This window comes from Sphingobium chlorophenolicum, assembly GCF_000722875.1.
Taxonomy (GTDB): domain Bacteria; phylum Pseudomonadota; class Alphaproteobacteria; order Sphingomonadales; family Sphingomonadaceae; genus Sphingobium; species Sphingobium chlorophenolicum.
The window spans coordinates 35,203-55,814 of sequence record NZ_JFHR01000035.1 but is presented as its reverse complement, the minus strand read 5'-3'; the positions used below and the strand labels follow the sequence as shown (position 1 = coordinate 55,814).

Annotated in this window: 19 protein-coding genes; 10 read left to right on the top strand and 9 right to left on the bottom strand. The window is 65.2% G+C overall.

Going from position 1 to position 20,612, the window contains the following annotated elements:
* Positions 1 to 127: 127 nt before the first annotated feature.
* The 3 genes from rimO to serS all read right to left on the bottom strand — a co-directional run bounded on the left by rimO (position 128) and on the right by serS (position 3,689).
* Positions 128 to 1,510: a 30S ribosomal protein S12 methylthiotransferase RimO gene (gene rimO, locus BV95_RS14705; RefSeq protein WP_174544451.1), complete on the bottom strand. Its 1,383-nt coding sequence runs from the start codon at positions 1,508 to 1,510 to the stop codon at positions 128 to 130.
* Between the two features lie 48 nt (positions 1,511 to 1,558).
* Positions 1,559 to 2,323 carry a 5'/3'-nucleotidase SurE gene (gene surE, locus BV95_RS14700; RefSeq protein ID WP_037453382.1) on the bottom strand — a complete coding sequence of 255 codons (765 nt, stop codon included), beginning with the start codon at positions 2,321 to 2,323 and terminating at the stop codon, positions 1,559 to 1,561.
* 88 nt (positions 2,324 to 2,411) lie between these two features.
* Positions 2,412 to 3,689 carry a serine--tRNA ligase gene (gene serS / locus BV95_RS14695; protein WP_037453377.1) on the bottom strand — a complete coding sequence of 426 codons (1,278 nt, stop codon included), beginning with the start codon at positions 3,687 to 3,689 and terminating at the stop codon, positions 2,412 to 2,414.
* Between the two features lie 94 nt (positions 3,690 to 3,783).
* Here serS and BV95_RS14690 point away from each other — a divergent pair, with 94 nt between their 5' ends.
* A complete protein-coding gene (locus tag BV95_RS14690) occupies positions 3,784 to 4,224 on the top strand; it encodes a host attachment family protein (RefSeq protein ID WP_013846218.1) in 441 nt (146 codons plus the stop codon).
* Positions 4,225 to 4,278: 54 nt separating this feature from the next.
* Here BV95_RS14690 and BV95_RS24365 read toward each other — a convergent pair whose 3' ends face one another.
* Positions 4,279 to 5,082 (bottom strand): PEP-CTERM sorting domain-containing protein, encoded by an 804-nt coding sequence (locus BV95_RS24365; RefSeq protein ID WP_202901567.1) that lies wholly within the window; start codon positions 5,080 to 5,082, stop codon positions 4,279 to 4,281.
* A 418-nt stretch (positions 5,083 to 5,500) separates the two neighbouring features.
* Here BV95_RS24365 and dksA point away from each other — a divergent pair, with 418 nt between their 5' ends.
* Together dksA and BV95_RS14675 are read left to right on the top strand one after the other, a co-directional pair.
* Positions 5,501 to 5,965, top strand: coding sequence for an RNA polymerase-binding protein DksA (dksA, locus tag BV95_RS14680; RefSeq protein WP_013039684.1), 465 nt, complete (start codon positions 5,501 to 5,503; stop codon positions 5,963 to 5,965).
* A 71-nt stretch (positions 5,966 to 6,036) separates the two neighbouring features.
* Complete coding sequence (locus tag BV95_RS14675) at positions 6,037 to 6,402, top strand: PilZ domain-containing protein (protein ID WP_037453371.1); 366 nt, start codon at positions 6,037 to 6,039, stop codon at positions 6,400 to 6,402.
* Positions 6,403 to 6,782: 380 nt separating this feature from the next.
* Here BV95_RS14675 and BV95_RS23210 read toward each other — a convergent pair whose 3' ends face one another.
* On the bottom strand, positions 6,783 to 6,941 hold the full coding sequence (locus BV95_RS23210) for a YdcH family protein (RefSeq protein ID WP_007684009.1): 159 nt from the start codon (positions 6,939 to 6,941) through the stop codon (positions 6,783 to 6,785).
* A 191-nt stretch (positions 6,942 to 7,132) separates the two neighbouring features.
* Here BV95_RS23210 and BV95_RS14670 point away from each other — a divergent pair, with 191 nt between their 5' ends.
* The 6 genes from BV95_RS14670 (at position 7,133) to BV95_RS14645 (ending at position 16,501) form a co-directional block, all read left to right on the top strand.
* A complete protein-coding gene (locus BV95_RS14670) occupies positions 7,133 to 7,312 on the top strand; it encodes a YdcH family protein (protein WP_037453391.1) in 180 nt (59 codons plus the stop codon).
* Between the two features lie 109 nt (positions 7,313 to 7,421).
* Positions 7,422 to 7,892 carry a DUF1465 family protein gene (locus BV95_RS14665; RefSeq protein WP_037453368.1) on the top strand — a complete coding sequence of 157 codons (471 nt, stop codon included), beginning with the start codon at positions 7,422 to 7,424 and terminating at the stop codon, positions 7,890 to 7,892.
* Positions 7,893 to 8,068: 176 nt separating this feature from the next.
* A complete protein-coding gene (locus tag BV95_RS14660; RefSeq protein ID WP_037453363.1) occupies positions 8,069 to 10,108 on the top strand; it encodes an autotransporter assembly complex protein TamA in 2,040 nt (679 codons plus the stop codon).
* The gene (locus BV95_RS14655) at positions 10,108 to 14,280 is read left to right on the top strand and encodes a translocation/assembly module TamB domain-containing protein (protein WP_037453360.1); all 4,173 of its coding nucleotides are present in this window, start codon (positions 10,108 to 10,110) and stop codon (positions 14,278 to 14,280) included. Before BV95_RS14660 ends, BV95_RS14655 begins: the two co-directional genes overlap by 1 nt.
* 4 nt (positions 14,281 to 14,284) lie before the next feature.
* Positions 14,285 to 15,676, top strand: coding sequence for an L-serine ammonia-lyase (locus BV95_RS14650; protein WP_037453358.1), 1,392 nt, complete (start codon positions 14,285 to 14,287; stop codon positions 15,674 to 15,676).
* Positions 15,677 to 15,847: 171 nt separating this feature from the next.
* Positions 15,848 to 16,501, top strand: a complete 654-nt coding sequence (locus BV95_RS14645) for an outer membrane protein (protein WP_037453388.1) — start codon at positions 15,848 to 15,850, stop codon at positions 16,499 to 16,501.
* Positions 16,502 to 16,726: 225 nt separating this feature from the next.
* On the opposite strand, the gene pyrF is transcribed toward BV95_RS14645, so the two are convergent.
* The 4 genes from pyrF to BV95_RS14625 all read right to left on the bottom strand — a co-directional run bounded on the left by pyrF (position 16,727) and on the right by BV95_RS14625 (position 19,405).
* The gene (gene pyrF, locus BV95_RS14640) at positions 16,727 to 17,401 is read right to left on the bottom strand and encodes an orotidine-5'-phosphate decarboxylase (protein ID WP_013846227.1); all 675 of its coding nucleotides are present in this window, start codon (positions 17,399 to 17,401) and stop codon (positions 16,727 to 16,729) included.
* Positions 17,398 to 17,721 (bottom strand): lipopolysaccharide assembly protein LapA domain-containing protein, encoded by a 324-nt coding sequence (locus tag BV95_RS14635; protein ID WP_037453356.1) that lies wholly within the window; start codon positions 17,719 to 17,721, stop codon positions 17,398 to 17,400. The genes pyrF and BV95_RS14635 overlap by 4 nt, the downstream gene beginning before the upstream one ends.
* Positions 17,722 to 17,936: 215 nt before the next feature.
* On the bottom strand, positions 17,937 to 18,536 hold the full coding sequence (gene wrbA, locus BV95_RS14630; protein WP_037453353.1) for an NAD(P)H:quinone oxidoreductase: 600 nt from the start codon (positions 18,534 to 18,536) through the stop codon (positions 17,937 to 17,939).
* A gap of 149 nt (positions 18,537 to 18,685) precedes the next feature.
* The gene (locus BV95_RS14625; protein ID WP_037453350.1) at positions 18,686 to 19,405 is read right to left on the bottom strand and encodes a pirin family protein; all 720 of its coding nucleotides are present in this window, start codon (positions 19,403 to 19,405) and stop codon (positions 18,686 to 18,688) included.
* A gap of 107 nt (positions 19,406 to 19,512) precedes the next feature.
* On the opposite strand from BV95_RS14625, the gene BV95_RS14620 reads away from it, so the two are divergent.
* Complete coding sequence (locus tag BV95_RS14620) at positions 19,513 to 20,406, top strand: LysR family transcriptional regulator (protein ID WP_037453347.1); 894 nt, start codon at positions 19,513 to 19,515, stop codon at positions 20,404 to 20,406.
* Positions 20,407 to 20,612 lie beyond the last annotated feature (206 nt).

The following is a 20,612-nucleotide window of genomic DNA, read 5'->3' as shown; positions in this document are numbered from 1 at the left end:
GGTCGTGCCCCATTCCCCTCCACCACCGCTTTCAGCGGCGGTCCCCCTCCCCATCTACCGATGGGGAGGAATAGGATGGGTCTGCTCTCCACCCAAATCGGCTACCCCAGGCAAGCCCGCTTCGGCCCTAAACCGAAGGCACCCCATAAAGGTCATGCTCATCGGCATCCTCGATCAGCACGTTCAGGATGCTGCCCGGCGCCAGCCCTTCGCCCACGTCGCGAAGGAAGACATTGCCGTCGATTTCCGGCGCATCGGCCTGGCTGCGCGCCGTGGCGCCGACCGATCCGTCCTCGTCCGCTTCGCCCACCTCGTCGATGATGACCGGCAAAACGCGCCCGACCTTGGCCTGCAACTTGGCGGCGGAGATTGCAGCGGTCTTTTCCATGATCCGCTGGTAGCGTTCTTCCTTGACCTCTTCCGGCACCGCGCCGGGCAGGTCGTTGGCGGTCGCGCCCTCGACCGGCTCGAAGCGGAAAGCGCCCACGCGGTCCAGTTGCGCTTCGTCCAGCCATTGCAGCAGATAGTCGAAATCCGCCTCTGTCTCGCCGGGGAAGCCGACCACGAAGGACGACCGGATCGCGATGTCCGGGCAGATGTCCCGCCACTTGCGGATGCGGTCCAGCACCTTGGCTTCGTTGGCGGGCCGCTTCATTGCCTTGAGCACGCTGGGCGCGGCATGCTGGAAGGGTATGTCGAGATAGGGGGTCAGCAGCCCCTCGGCCATCAGCGGGATCACCTGATCCACATGGGGATAGGGATAGACATAGTGCAGCCGCACCCATGGCGGCGTGCCATCGGCCGTGCGCAACTGCCCCAGTTCCCGCGCCAGATCGGTCATATGGGCGCGAACGTCGCGGCCCTTCCACTGGCGCGTCTCATGCCTTGTATCGACGCCGTAAGCGGACGTGTCCTGGCTGATGATCAGCAGTTCCTTCGTGCCCGCATGAACCAGCTTCTCCGCCTCGCGCAGCACCGCGTCGACGCGCCGCGACGCCAGATCGCCGCGCAGCGAGGGGATGATGCAGAAGGAGCAGCGATGGTTGCAGCCCTCCGAAATCTTCAAATAGCTGTAGTGGCGCGGCGTCAGCTTAAGGCCACCCTCCGGCACCAGATCGACAAAGGCGTTGGGGATCGGTGGCGAAGCCTCATGCACCGCATTCACCACCGCCTCATATTGATGGGCGCCGGTCACGGCCAGCACTTGCGGGAATTTCTGGCGGATCATTTCCGCCTCATTGCCCATGCAGCCGGTGACGATGACGCGGCCATTCTCCGCAATCGCCTCGCCAATGGCCTCCAGCGACTCTTCCTTCGCCGAATCGAGGAATCCGCAGGTATTGACCAGCACGACGTCCGCACCGGCATAGTCGGCGGACATCTGATAGCCGTCGGAACGCAGCTTGGTCAGGATGCGCTCGCTGTCGACCAGCGCCTTGGGACAGCCCAGCGACACCATGCCGACCTTCGGCGCTTCGGGAATTTTGGTTGCCATGATCGGCGCGCACATAGGGATTTTTGCGCCCGATGTCACGGGGGCGCGAAAATCAGGAGATGTTCAGCCGCCGAACGCCGCCGCCGTCGCCGCCATGGCGCTGTCCTGCGTCAGGTCGTAATGCAGCGGCGTCACGGTCACATAGCCCTCCGCAATCGCGGCCAGATCGCTCCCCTCCGGCACGGAGTCGCTCGTTCCCAGCCCGAACCAATAATAGTCGTAGCCGCGCGGGTCGGTGCCCTGGATGATCTTCGTCCGGTCGACATCGTGGAACCCCTGCCGCACCACGCGGATGCCCTTCACCGCCGCCGGATCGATCGCCGGGAAATTGACGTTGAACAGCAGACGGCGGCTGGCCGGCATGGCGATCAGCGGTCGCAACACCCGCTCGCCCCAGGCCCGCGCCGCCGCGAAGGGCACCGCGTCGCCCATCCCCTCCCGCGCATAGACCTGGCTGAGCGCGATGGACCTGATGCCGGAGATCGCGCCCTCCATCGCGGCGGAGACGGTGCCCGAATAAGTCACGTCCTCGGCCAGATTGGCGCCCCGGTTGACGCCGGACAATATCAGGTCGGGCCTCGCGTCCTTCATCAGATGCCCGACCGCCATCATCACCGCGTCGGTCGGCGTTCCGGTCACGCTATAATGTTTCTCGCCATGCTGACGGACGCGCAGGGGGCGCGTCAGCGTCAGGCTGTGGCCCGCGCCCGATTGCTCCTCGCTGGGGGCGACGATCCATATGTCGTCGGACAGCGTCCGGGCAATCTCCTCCAGCACAGTCAGGCCCGGAGCATGAACCCCATCATCATTGGTGAGCAGGATGCGCATGTTCTTGAAATCCGTTCGCTTCGAGCGAAGTCGAGAAGCTCATCCACCCCGTTTCTCGACTTCGCTCGAAACGAACGGGGCAAGCGAATTACGAGCGCCGCAGGCGCGTCAGGCCGCCCATATAGGGGGCCAGAACCTCCGGCACGATGACGCTGCCATCCTCCTGCTGGTAATTTTCCAGCACGGCCACCAGCGTCCGCCCGACGGCCAGACCCGACCCGTTCAGCGTATGCAGGAAGCGCGTATTCTTCTCCCCCTCCGGCTTGTAGCGGGCATTCATCCGCCGCGCCTGGAAATCGCCGCAGTTGGAGACGGAACTGATCTCGCGATAGGTCTGCTGGCTCGGCAGCCAGACTTCCAGATCCCAGGTCTTGCGCGCCCCGAAACCCATGTCGCCGGTGCACAGCAGCATCTTGCGATAGGGCAGGCCCAGCGCCTGCAACACGCCCTCGGCCGCGGCGCACATGCGCTCATGTTCGGCCTCCGATTCCTCCGGCTTGCAGATCGCGACCAGTTCGACCTTCTCGAACTGATGCTGGCGGATGAAACCGCGCGTGTCGCGCCCCGCCGATCCCGCTTCCGACCGGAAACAGGGCGTCAGCGCGGTCAGGCGCAGCGGCAGGCTGTCCACCGGCACGATCTGCTCGCGCACGAGGTTGGTGAGGGAAACCTCCGCCGTCGGGATCAGCCAGCGTCCGTCCGTGGTCCTGAACAGATCCTCCGCGAATTTCGGCAACTGCCCGGTGCCGAACAGCGCCTCGTCCTTCACCAGCAGCGGCGGATTGACCTCTTCATAACCGTTCTCGCCCGACTGGCGGTCCAGCATATACTGCGCCAGCGCCCGGTGCAGGCGTGCCATCTGCCCGCGCAGCGCGGTGAAGCGCGCGCCGGAAAGCGCCGCGCCGCCCTCGAAATCCAGCCCCAGCGCCGGGCCGAAATCGGCATGATCCTGCGGCGTGAAGGGGAAGCTGCGCGGCTCGCCCCAACGCGCCACCTCGACATTCTGCGCCTCATCCTCGCCCGGCGGCACATCGTCGGCGGGCAGATTGGGGATCGCCGCCAGCCGGGCGTTCAGCGTCTCGCCCAGCTCGCGATCCTCGGCCTCCAGCGCGGGCATGCTGTCCTTGAGCGCGGCGACTTCGGCCTTCAGCGCCTCTGCCGTCGCCATGTCCTTCTGCGCCATGGCCTGGCCGATGGCTTTGCTCGCCTCATTGCGGCGGGCCTGGCCCTGTTGCAGCGCGGTCTTGATCGCCCGGCTCCGCTCGTCGAGCGCCAGCAGTTCCGCGCTCAGCGGTTCCAGGCCGCGCCGGGCCAGTCCAGCGTCGAAAGCGGCGGGATTTTCGCGAAGGAAACGAATGTCGTGCATGGGTCAGCCCTATGCCGTTCTGCGACCAGCCGCGCAACCCTGCACACCGCCGTCCGTTGGTCATGGACCGAACGTTGAAGAAAGGAACGGGACGATGCAGATAGACCATGGCGCGATGGTGCTGGTGGCCGATGGGCGCAAGATGCTGTTCTTTCGCAACAAGGGCAGCCCGGACTTCCCGAACCTGGAGACGGAGGAGGTTAAGCAGCAGGACAATCCCCCGAACCGGGAACAGTCATCCGACGGCGCGGGGCGCGGCCCCAATTCGGTCGCCAGCCATCGCGGCTCCGTCGAGCAGACCGATTTCCACGATCTGGAGGAGAGCCGTTTCGCTGCAGAGGCGGCCGAATTGCTCAAGCGGCGCGCCCTTGCGCATGATTATGAAAAACTGATCGTCGTCGCGCCGCCCGCTGCCCTCGGCGAAATGCGCAAACATTATCACAAGGAGGTGCAGAACCGGCTGGTGGGAGAGATCGCCAAGGATTTGTCCAATCATCCCGTGCCGGAAATAGAGCGTATCATTGCGAGCAGTTGAACGCGATATCCGGCCGGCGCCTCCCCCCGGATGCGCCGGCCGGATCGCCCCCGGTTAACCCTCGGCTTCGCCCTTGGCGCGCGCGAAACGCTTGCGCGCCAGCAGGGCGACCGCACCGGCCCCGAACAGCAGCACCATGGGCGGCGCGGGCACGTCGGTCGGCGGCGGCGGATGATGATGGTCGCCCCCCGAAGAACTGGACGAGGAGGAGGACGAAGAGGAAGTCGACGACGACGTCGAACTGCTGGTCGAGCTGCTGGACGAAGTCGAACTGGACGTGGAACTCGACGTCGAGGAGCTGCTGGTCACGTTTCCGCTGGAGGTGGAGACGTTGCCCGACGATGTCGACACATTGCCCGAAGAGGTGGAAACCCCGCCCGTGGACGTCGATACGCCCCCCGTAGAGGTCGACACGCCGCCGGTCGTGGAACTGGTCGAACTGGTGATCCCGCCGGTTGAACTGCTGGTGGAGGAGATCACCACCGAACCGCCCGAACCGCCGCCGCTGCCCCCGAAGAAGCCGCCGATGAACCCGCCGCCGCCAAAGCCGGGTCCGCCCGCCAGGACGACCGGCGCACCGCCGCCTCCACCCGACATGACCGGCATTTCCGCTGCGGCGACCGGGGCGGGCAGGGGGATGGGCGCGGCCTGGGTCGTCACCGTCACGGTCTGCGGCGCGCAGGACACCGTCTTCACCACCCGTTGCACCTTGCGCACGGCGACATGCTTGCGCGGAGCGGCCTTCACGCTCTTGCTGCTTTGCACCCCGGCCGGACGCGCGCTTTCAGCGACATGGACAGCGCCCCCGCCGATGATCGCACCGCCAGCGGCGCAAGCGCATAATTTAGCCAATGCCATCCGTACCGACATAGGTTCCACTCTTGTTTATCTTCGCGGCCCGATGATTCCAGCGGGCCGTTCCCAATCGCTAACAACGCAAAACAAAGCGTTAACTTCAATGCCGTTAACTCTTAATATCGGGGTTAAGTCGAGGAAAATTCTAATAAAGCATCAACCAAGATGGTTAACGTCCCATAGTGATACGGCCGCCGGCCGCTTCGATAATGCGGCTTGTCTATTTTCTTTGATATTGCCGAGCCTTGGGGAATCGGCGGTTTTCCGTGATACGGCGCGGAGCGGTGCGCGTTCGGCACGTCGGACCATCGATTGCCCGCTTGTATCGGGCCTTGCCGCTGGCTATTAGGCGCGGTCAATCACAAGCTATGGATACCCCGGCACTTTCAGCACCGGCGGGTCCCGCGAGTCGGAGAGCCAGATGGCATCGGTCCTTAATTCCGATAAAGACGGCCAAAACCCGCCGAAATCGGCTGTAATACTCCCCCCCGACTATCGTCCTTCCGCGGACGAAGAGTTTATGAACCCGCTTCAGTTGGAATATTTCCGGCAGCGCCTGTGGGACTGGAAGAAGCAGATATTGGCCGAAGCCGAAGGGACATTGGCCGTTTTGCAGAATGAACCGCTCCGCGAACCGGACCTCAACGACCGGGCGTCGAGCGAGACGGACTGGTCGATCGAACTGCGCACCCGCGACCGCCAGCGCAAGCTCATTTCCAAGATCGACGCCGCGCTGCGCCGCATCGACGAGGGCGAATATGGCTATTGCGAAGTGACCGGCGAACCCATTTCGCTGGGCCGGCTGGAGGCTCGCCCGATCGCGACCATGACGGTCGAAGCCCAGGAACGGCACGAGCGGCAGGAAAAAGTCTCTCGCGACGATTAACCTTTAACCTTTTGTCCATGCGGCCATGGCATGCCGATGCGATAACAGGATGATATCGCAGGGCATCGTTGATGGACAGCAATGGGGAAAATATGGATCGGGGTCCGGCGCGATCGGGTCCGCGAGACAGTTTGTTCCTGCTCACCAATTTAAGCACGGCCGACGGCACGCCGCTCGGCCGCGCGCGGGTCCGCAACCTTTCCGCGACCGGCCTGATGGCCGATTGCGAGCGCGCCGTGCCAGCGGGCATCCGCATCCGCTTCGACCTGCGCGGCATCGGCCAGGTCAACGGATCGATCGTCTGGTCGCGGGATGATCGCATCGGCATCGCCTTCGACCAGGAGATCGATCCCCAACTGGCGCGCCGGCCGGTTTCAGGGCAGGGCGCGCAGGCGCCGGTGCCCGACTATCTCCGTACCCGCAGGATCATCCGCTGAGCGTTTCCGCTTGGGCGGACTGATATTCGGAATGCCGAAAGACGGCCAATAGCTGACATCAATTCCTCCCTACGCGAAGCGTGGGGAGGGTCGAAGAGAGGCACGTGACTCTCTTCGACGCCGCCGAAGGCGGTGGTGGAGGGGAGATTCGGAGGTCGTGCCCCTTTCCCCTCCACCATGCTTCGCATGGTCCCCTTCCCCATCTCCCGATGGGGAGGAATAGGATGGGGTCCGCTTCCCACCCCAATCAGTCACCCAAACCCAATAAAAAAGCCCCGCAGGCATCCAGCCCCGGAGCTTCCATCATCTTGCCCTGCAAAGGGCTGGATCAGCGGCAAGGGACCGCTGATCCATGCCTTTCGCTCAGGCGTCACCGGCTGTCAGTGTTGCGCCTCCATTTCCTCCTTCAGCCGAAGCTTCTGCTTCTTGAGCGAGGCTACCAAGATCGCATCGGGCATGGGACGACTCGTCTCCGCCTTGATTCGCGCCTCAAGCCCTGCATGCTTGGCCGAAAGAGCTGAAATGTGGCTATTTTCCATGACATTCTCCTTACGAGGGTGATGGATGATCGAATAGATCATGATTCGCGGGGCTTGTCTGCGGGCGATTCGCGCTTTGCGACGGGACGCAGGCAAATTTACGATGGTTCGTGCCGCCCCGCCGGGCTATCAGGGGAGGATGGGACGGCAACGGGTGTGAAAGTAGGTGTATGGTGAGCCGCGAAGACATCATGCGTCGGCTGGAATTGCTGCGAATCGAGCATCGCGACCTGGATGGCGCCATCGCCGCGCTGGTGGATTCCGGATCGGGCGACCAGATGCAGGTTGCGCGTCTCAAGAAACGCAAATTGCGACTGCGCGATGAAATGGCGTTGCTGGAGGATCAGCTCGTCCCCGACATCATCGCCTGACGAAATGATTGTGGTTAACGGCGCGTCAACCGCCCCCTAATGAGACAATTCGGGGTTAACGGCCTGCATCGGGCCTGACAAGCCATCCCGCTTATGGCACATGTCGTCCATGAAACTTGCCGCTTCTCTTGACCGGGGTCTGCATCGTCGCCTGGTCGATGGCCTTTATGTAGAGGCCATGGTCATGGCGGATGAGGCCCGCGCCTATTTCGACATGCGCGAGAGGCCCGATGCGGAAGCCGACGATCCGTTGCGCAGGGTCGCCTTCGCCTGCGAATCGCTGAAAGTAACGACCCGCCTGATGCACATCATCGCCTGGCTGCTGAGCCAGCGGGCATGGCAGCGCGGCGAACTCGCCGATGCGGAGATGCTGGACGAGAAATACCGCCTCGGCCACGCCACCACCAGCGATCCCGCGCTTTGCGCGACCTTCCCCTTCGCCGCCCGCGCCTTGATAGACGGAAGCCAGGATCTTTACGAACGCGTCGCCCGCCTGCAGGATCGCATGGCCCGCCCGCGCGCCCAGGCCGAACCCAATCCTGCCCGCGCCCTGATGGATCGCCTCAACGCCGCTTTTTGAGTGGTGGGCAGAGACTGTAATTGGCCAATCGCGAGCGCTGGCCGCCCTTGTCTTAGCCGTCACCCTGAAACAAGTTCAGCATGACGAACAAGCGAGAGCCGGAATCGCCGCACAGTCTGCCCCGGCATGATCTTGGGGGCTGGCCAATTGCCCGATAACTGGTCTAGATCAGGCATATGAACACCGGTTTGCGGACCTGCCGCCGCATTTCAGGCCTTCCGCAAGCTGCCCGATGCCTTCTCGCGCCGCTGCTTCTGCTCGCGCCCGTCGCCCATGCGCAGACGGCGCCCCAATCCGGTGGCCAGTCCGATCCCGATCCCGTCCTGGCGCCGATGCCCGACATCGGCGTCGACTGGCCCGACATGGGGCAGCCCGACGCCGTCACCCCGATGGTCGAATTGCCGCCCGAAACCCCCGACGCGCAGCGGCAGGCGGTCGCGCCCGAACCCTCCGACGACCCGGTGGAGGAAGCCGTCACCTTCGCGGATGCGGGTGAGGAGCGCCGCTACACCGTCAGGCTGACCGGCGTGGAGGAGATTGCCGACACCCAGTTCATCACCCGCTTCAACGAATTGTCGACCCTGCATCTGGGGGAGGGGAAGCCCGCCAACCTCGCCCAGATCAACCGCCGCATCAAGGAGGACAGCGACCTGCTGGACCGCCTGTTGCGCGCCAAGGGCTATTATGCCGCCCGCGTCCGCGGCGCGGTCTCCGCCCCGTCGGGCAGCGACAGGCTGGCCGTTACCTTCCGCATCGCGCCCGGCACCCGCTATCTGCTGTCGTCCGTCGACCTGACGGGCCTGGAAACCACCGGCGAGCGCGAAGCGAAATTGCGCGCGGCCTTCCCGCCAACGGCGGGCGATCCGGTCGATGCGGACGCCATTCTGGCGGGGCAGGAATCGCTGAAGGTCGCGCTTGCGGAAAACGGCTTCCCCTTCGGCAAGGTGGACGAACCGGAAGTCCGCATCGATCATGAGGAGCGCAAGGGCGATCTCGACATCGTCGTCAATCCCGGCGCCTACCGCACCTTCGGCAAGATCGTCATGGGCAATGAGAAACTGTTCAGCGCCCGCCATGTGCAGCGCATCGCCCGCTTCCACCCCGGCGACACCTATATGGCGTCGGATGTAGAGGATTTGCGGCAGGCGCTGGTGGCCACCGGCCTTGTCTCTTCGCTCACCATGACGCCCAGGGATGCGGGCGACGGCGAACATGTCGACCTGGCCATAGAGGCCAGACCCGCCCCGCTGCGCACCATCGCGGGCGAACTGGGTTATGGCACGGGCGAGGGTTATCGCGCCGAAGTGAGCTGGACGCATCGCAACTTCTTCCCGCCCGAAGGCGCAGTGACTCTGCGCGGCGTCATCGGCACGCAGGAACAGACGGCCTCTTTCACCTATCGCCGCAACAATTTCCGCCGCCGCGACAATGTGCTGACCGGCCTGCTGTCAGTCAGCAATATCAAGCGAGACGCCTATGATGCGCGCACCGTCACCTTGTCCGGGTCGCTGGAGCGCCAGACCAACATCCTCTTCCAGAAGAAATGGGTCTGGCGGATCGGCGGCGAACTGATCGCGTCGGACGAAGCGGATGCGTTCAGCAACGGCAACCGCCGCACCTTCCTGATCGGCGCGGTTCCGCTCAGCCTGACCTATGACGGCAGCGACGACCTGCTGAACCCGACCACGGGCTTTCGCCTGGGTGGCCGCCTCAGCCCCGAACTCTCCTTCCAGAACAGCAGCTTCGGCTATGCCCGCGTGCAGGTGGATGGCAGCGTCTATCGGCCGATGAGCGATCGCATCGTGCTCGCCGCCCGCGCCCGCTTCGGCACGATATTGGGTTCCACGGTCGACCGCATCGCCCCCTCGCGCCGCTTCTATGCGGGCGGCGGCGCGTCGGTGCGCGGCTATGGCTATCAGGCCATCGGCCCGCGCTACGGCCCCAATGACGATCCGGTCGGCGGCAAGAGCCTGGCCGAATTCTCGCTGGAATCGCGCATCCGCTTCGGCAATTTCGGCATTGTGCCCTTTGTCGACGCGGGCAATATCTCGACCAGCTTCCTGCCGCGCTTCCGCGACCTGCGCATCGGCGCGGGGCTGGGCGCACGCTATTACAGCAGCTTTGGCCCGATCCGCATCGATGTCGGCACGCCGCTCAACCCGCAGTCTGGCGATCCGAAGGTCGCCGTCTACGTCTCGCTGGGGCAGGCCTTCTGATGGCGGACGATCTGCCGGAAACCCCGCCGCGCCGCCGCACCTGGGACGGGCGCTGGCAAAGATGGGTGGCAGGCATCATCGCCGCGCTGCTGCTGATCGTCGCGGGCGCGCTGGCCTGGCTCGATACCGCGCCCGGCCACCGTTTCCTCGTCGCCCGCATCGCCCGGATCAGCCCGCCTTCGGGCCTGCGCATCCATGTCGACCGGATCGACGGCAGCATCTACCGCAAGGCGATCCTCCACGGTCTTACCCTGTCAGACCCCAAGGGCGCCTTTTTCGACGCGCCCAGGGTGGAACTGGACTGGTGGCCCTTCGCCTGGGCTTATAACCGGCTGGACATCGACCGGCTCGTCATCCCGCAGGCGACCCTGCGCAAGCTGCCGAAACTCAACCCCAGCGAGCGGCAGGGGCCGATCCTTCCCGGTTTCGACATCCGCCTGATGCAATTTTCCGTCGGCCGCCTGACCATCGACCGGGGCGTCACCGGCAAGGTGCAGGAGGCCACCCTGTCCGGCGATGCCGACATTCGCGGCGGCCGGGCGATCATCGACCTGTCCGCCCGCGTGCTGAATGGCGAGGATGCGCTGAACATCGCGCTCGACAGCCGCCCGGACGACGACAGGTTCGACCTGGACGTCACCGTCAACGCGCCCAAAGGCGGCGTGCTGGCGGTGATGGCGGGCCTGCGCCAGGACGCCAATCTGCGCATCCAGGGCAAGGGAAGCTGGACCCGCTGGGACGGGCGGCTGGCGGGCACGCTCGACAGCGAACCCGCCATCGACCTGAAACTCGCCGCCCGCAGCGGCGCCTATACCGCCACCGGCACGATCGAAGGGTCCGCCATAGCGGGTCAGGGCCTGTTCCAGCGCCTCTCCGCCCCGCGCCTCGCCATCCAGGCCAGCGGATCGATGACCGACCGCGTGATCGACGGCAAGCTCTCGCTCCGCTCCGCCGCCATCGACCTCAGCGCCGACGGCGGCATCGACCTGCGCAACAATGCGCTCGACAATCTGCTGGTCAATGTGAAGCTGGCCCGCCCGCAGGCCCTGCTCAAATCGATGAACGGTCGCGACATCGCGGCCCGCATCCGGCTGGACGGCCCGCTCGGCGCTTTCGGCTATGAATATCTGCTGACGGCGAAGCAACTGGCTTTCGGCAAGACGGTGATCCACGACGTCCGCGCCGACGGCAAGGGGCGCAAGGCCAGGGGTGGCCCCGCGCTGATCCCGGTCCATCTGCGCGCCCGCCGCCTGGACGGGCAGGGCGAACTGATCGAAGGCATCATCCGCAATTTCGTCCTGGACGGCGTGTTGCAGCTCAAGAACCAGCAGATCGTCAGCAACCCGATGACGGTCCGATCCGACAAGCTGCGCGGCAAGCTGATCATGGTCGCGGACCTGAAAACGGGTCGCTATGATTTCGGTCTGGACGGACAGATCAACGGCCTCGCCATTCGCGGCCTCGGCATCGTCGACCTGACGTCGAAGCTGCGCGCCATCCCCGGTCCCAAGGGAGCCTTCACGCTCAGCGGCAATGCGATGGCGCGGATGCGACGGCTGGATAACAGCTTCCTGCGCTCGCTGGGCGGTGGCCTGCCCGTGCTGCGCAGCGGCCTGACGCTGGGACCGGACGGCCAGTTGCAATTCACCAACCTTCATCTCGAAGCACCGCTGATCACGCTCGCGGCCAAGGGCTATCGCCGCCGCGACGGCAGCTTCCATTTCGAGGGCAGCGGCCAGCATAAAAGCTATGGCCCGCTACGCCTGACCCTGGACGGCAAGATCGACCGCCCGACCGTAGACCTTGTCCTGCAAAGCCCGTTGAAGGCGCTGGGCGTCACCGACATGCACGCCCACCTCGTCCCCGACGCGGCGGGCTACAGTTTCACGGCGGAGGGGGGATCGACCCTTGGCCCCTTCACCGGCAATGGCGCGATCCTGCTGCCGCCGCGTGGCCAGGCCATCGTCCGCATCGCCCGCGTCGCGGCATCGGGCGTCATCGCCAGCGGCGACCTGCGCCCGGTCACTGGCGGCCTTGACGGCACGCTCAACGTCAGCGGCCCCGTCACCGGCACCGTCGCCTTCGCGCCGGTCAACGGCATCCAGCAACTCATCCTTAAACTCGACGCCACCGACGCCAGCTTCGACGGCCCCACCAGCATCGCCATCCGCCGGGGCAAGCTGGACGCGACGATCCTGCTCGATCCGTCCGGCACATCGATCAACGCCACCGCGCAGGCGCGGGGCATGCGCGTCGGGGCGATCTCCATCGGCCGCCTCGCCGCCAATGCCGAACTGGTCGACGGCAGCGGCAAGGTGCGCGCCAGCATTTCCGGCCAACGCGGCCGCCTCTTCGACATCACCGGCGAAGCGCAGGTCGAACCCGACCGCATCCAGCTCCAGGCCAGCGGCACCATTGACAAGCGCCCGATCAAGCTGACCCGCGCCGCCATCTTCACCCGCACGCAGGACGGCTGGCGGCTCGACCCCGCATCGATCAGCTTCGCGCGCGGATCGCTCCAGCTTGGCGGCGAACTCAGCGGCCAGACCACCAGCATAGAGGCGCGTCTGCAGAGGCTGCCGCTGTCGCTGCTCGACATCGGCTATGACAATCTGGGCCTGGGCGGCACCGCCACCGGATCGCTCAGCTATGTCCACACGCGCGGCGAAATGCCCACGGGCAAGGCGGAACTGCGCGTGCGCGGCCTGTCCCGATCCGGCCTGTCGCTCAGCTCCCGCCCGGTCGACGCAGGCGTCAACGCGGTCCTGACCCATGACCGGCTCGCTACCCGCATGATCTTCGTCGCGGACGGCCAGACCATCGGCCGCGCCCAGGCGCTGCTGACTCCGCTGGGCACCGAAGGCAGCCTGGTGGATCGGCTCAACCGCGCGCCCCTGTTCGCGCAGCTTCGCTACAACGGCACCGCCGACACGCTGTGGCGCCTGACCGGTGTGGAGATCGTCGACATATCCGGCCCGGTCGGCGTCACCGCCGATGCGCGGGGCACGCTGGGCAACCCCGCCATCACCGGATCGCTGACGACCGACAATGCCGCGATCAACAGCCCCGTCACCGGCATGCGCCTGCACGGCGTCAAGGCGCGGGGCCGTTTTTCCGGCGCGCAACTGGTCATGACGAATTTCGCCGCCACCGCGCAAAATGGCGGCAGCGTCACCGGCACCGGCAGTTTCACCTTCAATGGCATAGCGGGCGTCGGCATGGACCTGCGCCTTCAGGCCGACAACGCCGCCCTGCTGGAGAGGGACGATATCGCCGCCACCGTCACCGGCCCGATCACGCTCAATTCCAGCGGAAAGGGGGGCATTATCGGCGGCGACCTGATCCTCAACCGCAGCCGCTTCACCATGGGCCGCGCCGCCGCCGTGGCGCAGATCCCCGAATTGAAGGTGATCGAAATCAACCGGCGCGGCGACGAGATAGAGCGCCCCCGCGCAGTCGCGCCCTGGGATCTGGCGATCAAGGCCCGCGCCCGCAATCGCCTGACCGTCACCGGCCTTGGCCTCGAAAGCGAATGGCGCGCCAATCTCGATATCGGCGGCACCGTCGCCAGCCCGGCCATAGCGGGCACCGCCGATCTGGTTCGCGGCACCTACGATTTTGCGGGCCGCCGTTTCGACCTGAAGGAAGGCAAGATCCAGTTCGACGGCCGCACCCCGGTCAACCCGACGCTGGACATCGATGCGGAGGCGAATGTCAGCGACCTCACCGCCACCATCCATGTCGGCGGCACTGGGCTGAAACCCGCCATCACCTTCACCAGCGTCCCGGCGCTGCCGCAGGATGAATTGCTGTCCCGCATCCTGTTCGGCACGTCCATCGTCAACCTGTCCGCGCCCGAAGCGCTGCAACTCGCTTCGGCGGTCGGCTCGCTTCAGGGGCAGGGCGGCCTCGACCCGATCAACGCCGTGCGCAGGGCGGCGGGCCTCGACCGCCTGCGCATCATCGCCGCCGATCCAACGCAGGGGCAGGGGACATCCATCGCGGCGGGCAAATATCTGACCCGCAAAACCTATGTGGAACTGATCACCGACGGGCAGGGCTATTCCGCCACCCGCATCGAATATCAGGTCACGCGCTGGCTCTCGCTGCTCGCCGCCATCTCCACCCTTGGCCGCGAAAGCGCCAACGTCCGCGTTTCGAAGGATTATTAAGGGCGTGACCAAATCCCGCATCGACGCCGCCGCCGCGATCAGCGTCATGGACCTGTTCACCATCGGCATCGGCCCGTCCAGCTCGCACACGGTCGGCCCGATGCGCGCCGCGCTGATGTTCATGGACTCGCTGCCCGCCGCCCCGGTCCGCGTGCAGTGCGAACTATATGGCTCGCTGGCCCTCACCGGCAAAGGCCACGCCACCGACACGGCGATATTGCTCGGCCTGTCCGGCCATCGTCCCGAAAGCGTCGACCCCGACGCCATTCCCGCCATCCTGGCCGCCATACGCAGCGAAGGCCGCATCCAGTCGGGCAGCGCCACCGGCCACTTCATCCCCTTCGACGAAGCCACCGACCTGCTCTTCCGCATGGGCGAGTTTCTGGAGGCGCACAGCAATGGCATGCGCTTCTCCGCCTGGTTCGAAGGGCAGGAAGAACCGCTGACCAGCGACTATTATTCCGTCGGCGGCGGCGCGGTCCTCCCCGGCACGGCCGACGGGCTGGACCCGCAACTCGGCCATAATGTCGTCCAGCCGCATCCCTTCTCCTCCGGCGCGGAAATGCTGGCGCTGGGCGAGGCGACGGGCCTCAGCATCGCCACCCTCGTCCTGCGCAACGAAGGCGCCTGGCGGACCCAGGGCGAAACCGAAGCCTTTCTGGACAGCGTGATCGACGCGATGACCGCCTCCATCGACCGGGGCCTCAAGGAAGAGGGGCTGCTGCCCGGCGGGCTCAAAGTTCGCCGCCGCGCCCGCGCCATCCATAACCGGCTGGTGCTGCAACAAAATGCCCTCGGCCCCGCGCAGATATTCGAATGGGTCAGCCTGTTCGCCCTCGCCGTGAATGAGGAAAATGCCGCGGGCGGCCGCGTCGTCACCGCGCCCACCAACGGCGCGGCGGGCGTCATCCCGGCGGTGCTCCATTATTATCGGCGTTTCGTCCCCGGCGCGGATCGGGAGGGCGAACGCCGCTTCCTGCTCACCGCCGCCGCCATCGGTTTCCTCTACAAGAAGCGCGCCTCCATCTCCGCCGCCGAAATGGGGTGTCAGGGGGAGGTCGGCGTCGCCTGCTCCATGGCCGCCGCTGGCCTCGCCGCCGTGCTGGGCGGCACCAACGGCCAGATCGAAAATGCCGCCGAAATCGGCATGGAGCATAATCTGGGCCTCACCTGCGACCCGATCGGCGGCCTCGTCCAGATCCCCTGCATCGAACGCAACACCATGGGCGCGGTGAAGGCGATCAACGCCGCCTATCTCGCCCTGCAAGGGGACGGCCGCCACATCGTCAGCCTGGACGCGGTGATCGAAACCATGCGCCAGACCGGCGAGGACATGGCCAGCCGCTACAAGGAAACCAGCCTTGGCGGTCTGGCCGTCAATGTGGTGGAATGCTGATCGGTTCGCCGCCCCGTCCGCTCTTCGATACGACGAACCGAGCCTGTTTCGTGACATTTATGGCACATAATCAACCGTTTATCTGAGGTTCATGAAACCTCCCGGCATCTCCATGACTTCACCGCCTGCCCTCCCGACTGGAGGATGAGAAGAAGAATGGAGTATCGGAATATGCGTAAGATCCTGGCCGCAACCCTCCTGACCGGTGCAGCGGTCGCAAGCCCCGCTCTGGCGCAGGAACCCAATCCCACCTTCACCGGCCCCCGCGTCGAGGCGATATTGGGCTATGACCGGACTGGCGCGGGCAGCAGCGTCGACAATGACAATGACCGCGACGACCAGTCCATCGACGGCCTGCTCTACGGCGTCGGCGCAGGCTATGACGTGAATCTGGGCAGCGCGGTGATCGGCGTGGAGGGCGAGTATACCGATTCCACCGCCAAGAGCAGCCGCACCGACTTCACCGACCAGTTCGGCTTCGGCCGCGTCAAGCAGGGCCGCGACCTCTATATCGGCGCCCGCGCCGGTATCCTCGCCAGCCCCAACACGCTGGTCTATGTGAAGGGCGGCTATACCAACACGAAGCTGAACGTGCTGGCGGGCGACACCAATCAGGAAACCGACACCAATTTCAAACTGGACGGCTGGCGCATCGGCGCGGGCGTGGAACGGGCGATCAACGCCAACACCTTTGCCAAGCTGGAATATCGCTATTCCAAATATGAGGATGCGCATATCGACTTCGCCAACGGCGCGTCCAGCGATGAATTCGGCATCGATACCGACCGCCATCAGGTCGTGGCCAGCGTCGGCTGGCGCTTCTGATCAAAGCTGGGAGAGGGAAATGGCCGATAGCGGACCCTCTTAATCCTCCCCATGCTTGCATGGGGAGGGGGACCGTTCGCGCAGCGAATGGTGGAGGGGAAATTCGGAGGTCGTGCCCCATTCCCCTCCACCACGCTTCGCGCGGTCCCCCTCCCCATCTCTCGATGGGGAGGAATAGGACAGGTCAGCAAACCACTCCAATCGCGGAGTCGGCAAACAACTCGCCTAAAGCGTCGCCTCAATCTCCCGCGCAGCGATATCCGGATTCTCCGCCAGGCTGATCGGCCGCCCGACCACCAAGATCGAAGCCCCGCGATCCAGTGCCTCTCGCGGCGTCACGGCGCGCTTCTGGTCGCCCAGCGCCCCACCTGCGGGCCGGACCCCCGGCACCACGAAAAACCCTTCCGGCCAGGCCTTCTTCGCCAGCCCGACCTCTTCACCGGAACAGACGATCCCATCCAGCCCCGCGCTGTGCGCCAGATCCGCCAGCCGCGCCACCTGATCCTCGGCCCGGCCGCCGACGCCGATGTCCAGCAGGTCGCCATCGTCCAGGCTGGTGAGCACCGTCACCGCGACCACCTTGGTATTGACGCCCGCAGCCGCCTTCGCATCCTCCAGCATGGCGCGCCCGCCCGCTGCATGGACGGTCAGGATCGCCGGTTCCAGCACGTGCAGCGCCTGCACCGCCTTCGCCACGGTATTGGGGATGTCGTGCAGCTTCAGGTCCAGGAAGATCGGCAGGCCGAACTTCATCATCTCATGCACGCCATGATGGCCATGGGCGCAGAAAAACTCCAGGCCCAGCTTAAGCCCGCCCACATGATGACGCACCTGCTGCGCGAGTGACTGGGCCTTGCGCAGGTCCGGCGTATCGATGGCAACGTAGATTGGGCTGGTCATGCTTGTCCTGTGACGGAGAGGGAAGGGGTTGCTGCCGCATCGTCGATGGCGGTTGCGGCGGGGGAGGGCGTGGCGGTCGCGGCGACCAGCGCCCGTTCGGTGCTTTCCAGCTTGCGCTTCATCCGCCAGCGCGTCGCCCGCGCCATGACCCAGAAGGGCAGCGCGCCCAGCGCATAGGCGCCGATCAGCAGGACAGGCAGCTTGGTTTCCATGACGAGATCGCCCCACAGACGGACGGTCACGGGCACATAGTTCGCCATGCAAAAAAAGGCGAGGGCGACGGCGATGACGACCCAGAAGGCAGTCCGCAGAAATTGCATCAACGCTCCTATAGCTGCTGAATGAGACAGCTTAGGCGATTTTGACGCGCTGCGGAAGCGGTTCGTCGGATATGTAGAAGAAGGGAGCCGACGCGCAGTCCGATGCGCCGGCTCCCCCCCGGTGACGTTGATGCCTTGCGACCCAAGGCTCTCAACATTCGTATAGAAACGACCGAAAATCACGCCGGTCGAACAGCAGACGGCGCGGCAGGCGCTTATCCGTGCAGTTTCAACGCCGTTTCTGCGACGCGGCGGCCCTGATAGCGCGCGCCTTCCAATTCCTCCTCGCCCGGCTGACGGCTGCCGTCGCCGTCGGCCAGCGTGGTCGCGCCATAGGGCGATCCGCCGCGCACCTTGTCGACGCCCATCTGCCCGGCAAAGCCATAGTCGAGGCCGACGATCACCATGCCGAAATGCAGCAGGTTGGTGATGATCGAAAAGAGCGTGGTTTCCTGTCCGCCATGCTGGCTGGCGGTCGAGGTGAAGGCCCCGCCCACCTTGCCGTTCAGCGCGCCGCGGGCCCACAGGCCGCCCGCCTGGTCGAGGAACGCCGCCATCTGGCTGGACATGCGGCCGAAGCGTGTGCCGGTGCCGAGGATGATCGCGTCATATTCCGCCAGGTCGGCGACGGTCGCGACGGGCGCTTCCTGATCCAGCTTGAAATGCGCGGCCTTCGCGACTTCCAGCGGCGCGGTTTCGGGCACGCGCTTGATGTCGACCTGCGCGCCGGTCGAAGCGGCGCCTTCCGCCACGGCCTTGGCCATCGTTTCGATGTGACCGTAGGAGGAATAATAGAGAACCAGAATCTTGGCCATGAGTGTCTCCAATCACGTTGATGCGTTGAACGTAAAAAATTTTCGAAAAATTCGGCCGCCCGCCCGAGGGGGAGGGATAGGCGGGCGGCCTGTCGGCCCATCCCAAGGGAGGGAGGAGGGGCGGGCCGATTGCTGAAGGCGGAAAAAGCCTATTCGCTGTCCACCAGGACGATTTCGGCGTCCTCGATGGCCTTGATGGTGACGGGGGCGCCGCCGATGATCGCGGCGCCGTCCCGCGCCTCGAAAATCTCGCCTTCTATCTCGATCCGACCTGTTGCCGGGACCAGATAAAGGTGCCGCCCTTCGGCGCTGTCATAGGTCACGCTCTCGCCCGCCTTGACGGTGCCGCCCAGCAGGCGGGCGTCGGCGCGGATGCGCAGCGCTTCCCTGTCCTCGTCATGGCCGCTGGCCAGCACCGCCAGCCTGCCGGAGCGGTCGCCGCCGGGAAAGGGCTTGGAACCCCAGCTCGGCTGCCCGCCCCGCTCGCGGGGAATGATCCAGATCTGGAAGAGCGTCGTCGTCTCATCCTCCAGATTATATTCGGCATGGCGGATGCCGGTGCCCGCGCTCATCACCTGGACGTCGCCCGCTTCGGTACGGCCCTTGTTGCCCAGGCTGTCCTGATGGGTGATCGCGCCCTTGCGGACATAGGTGATGATTTCCATGTCCGCATGCGGGTGCGGCGGAAAGCCGGAGCGCGAAGCGATTTCATCGTCGTTCCACACCCGGATCGCGCCCCAGTGCATGCGGGCCGGATCATGATAGTCCGCGAAGGAAAAATGATGCCGCGCATTCAGCCAGCCATGGTCTGCATGGCCGAGCGAGGCGAAGGGGCGGCGTTCGATGCGGCTCCCGATTGTCGTGCTCATAACTCAAGCCTTTCAAATGATCGCCGGAGGTTTCCGGCTTGCTTTCCGACAATCTAGGCATCAGGATCGTTTCTTGAATAAGCAGCATTGAAACGGATTGTTTCCTTATGCGTCTCCCTGACTTTGAGGCCTGGGCGATGTTCGCCGCCGTGGTCGAACATCGCAGCTTCACCGACGCGGCCAAGGCGCTCAGCGTGTCCAAGGCCACCGTGTCCAAGGCGGTGACCCGGCTGGAACAGCATCTGGACACCAGCCTGTTCAGCCGCACCAGCCGCCGCCTGGCCCTGACCGAAAGCGGCAAGCGGCTGGCCGACCATGCCGCCCGCATCCTTTCCGAAGGACAGGCGGCGGAGGAAGCGGCACGCGACGAAACGGCCGAACTGTCCGGCACGGTCCGGCTGGGCGCGCCGATGAATTTCGGCCTGCTGCGCGTCGCGCCGCTGATCGCCGAATTCACCCGGCAAAATCCGCAGGTGGACATTGACCTGCATCTGTCGGACGCCCGCATCGACATGGTGGAGATGGGGCTGGACGCGACCATCCGCATCGCCGACATGCCCGACAGTTCGCTGCGCGCCCGGCGTCTGGCGGACGCCAAGCTGCATACCATAGCATCGCCCGCCTATCTGGATGAACGCGGGCGTCCGACGCATCCGTCCGACCTCGGCAGCCATGATTGCCTTTGCTATTCCAACACGCAGACGCCCGATGTCTGGCGCTTTTCAGGCCCCGGCCAGCAGAATGTCGTGGTGCAGGTCCGCGCCCGCATCACCGTCAACAGCGGGGAGGCGATGCTGCCCGCCCTGCGCGCCGGGGTGGGCATTGCCCGGCTGCCCGACTTCATCGTCGGAGAGGGGCTGGCTTCGGGCGAACTGGAGGAGATATTGGTCGATTGGCGGCCGCCGCCGCTCGGCATTCATCTGGTCACGCCGCCCTCGCGCCTGCGGCCTGCGCGGGTCGATGCGGTGCTGGATTTCCTCACCCGCCATCATGGCTGCTGACGGCTTGTTTCGCAGACGAATCCATATTGACTCCATCTGAATCATTTCGGCGTCAAAACATTGAAAATAGATTCAAAATCACGCGACTCGTGGAATTCTGCCGGTTAGCGAAAAATTAACCTTTGTCCTTCAGAAGTTTTTTGGTTAATGAATTGGAGCGGCTGTCGTTCTCTGGGGGTGAACGGGACTGCTACGCAAAGGGGCTT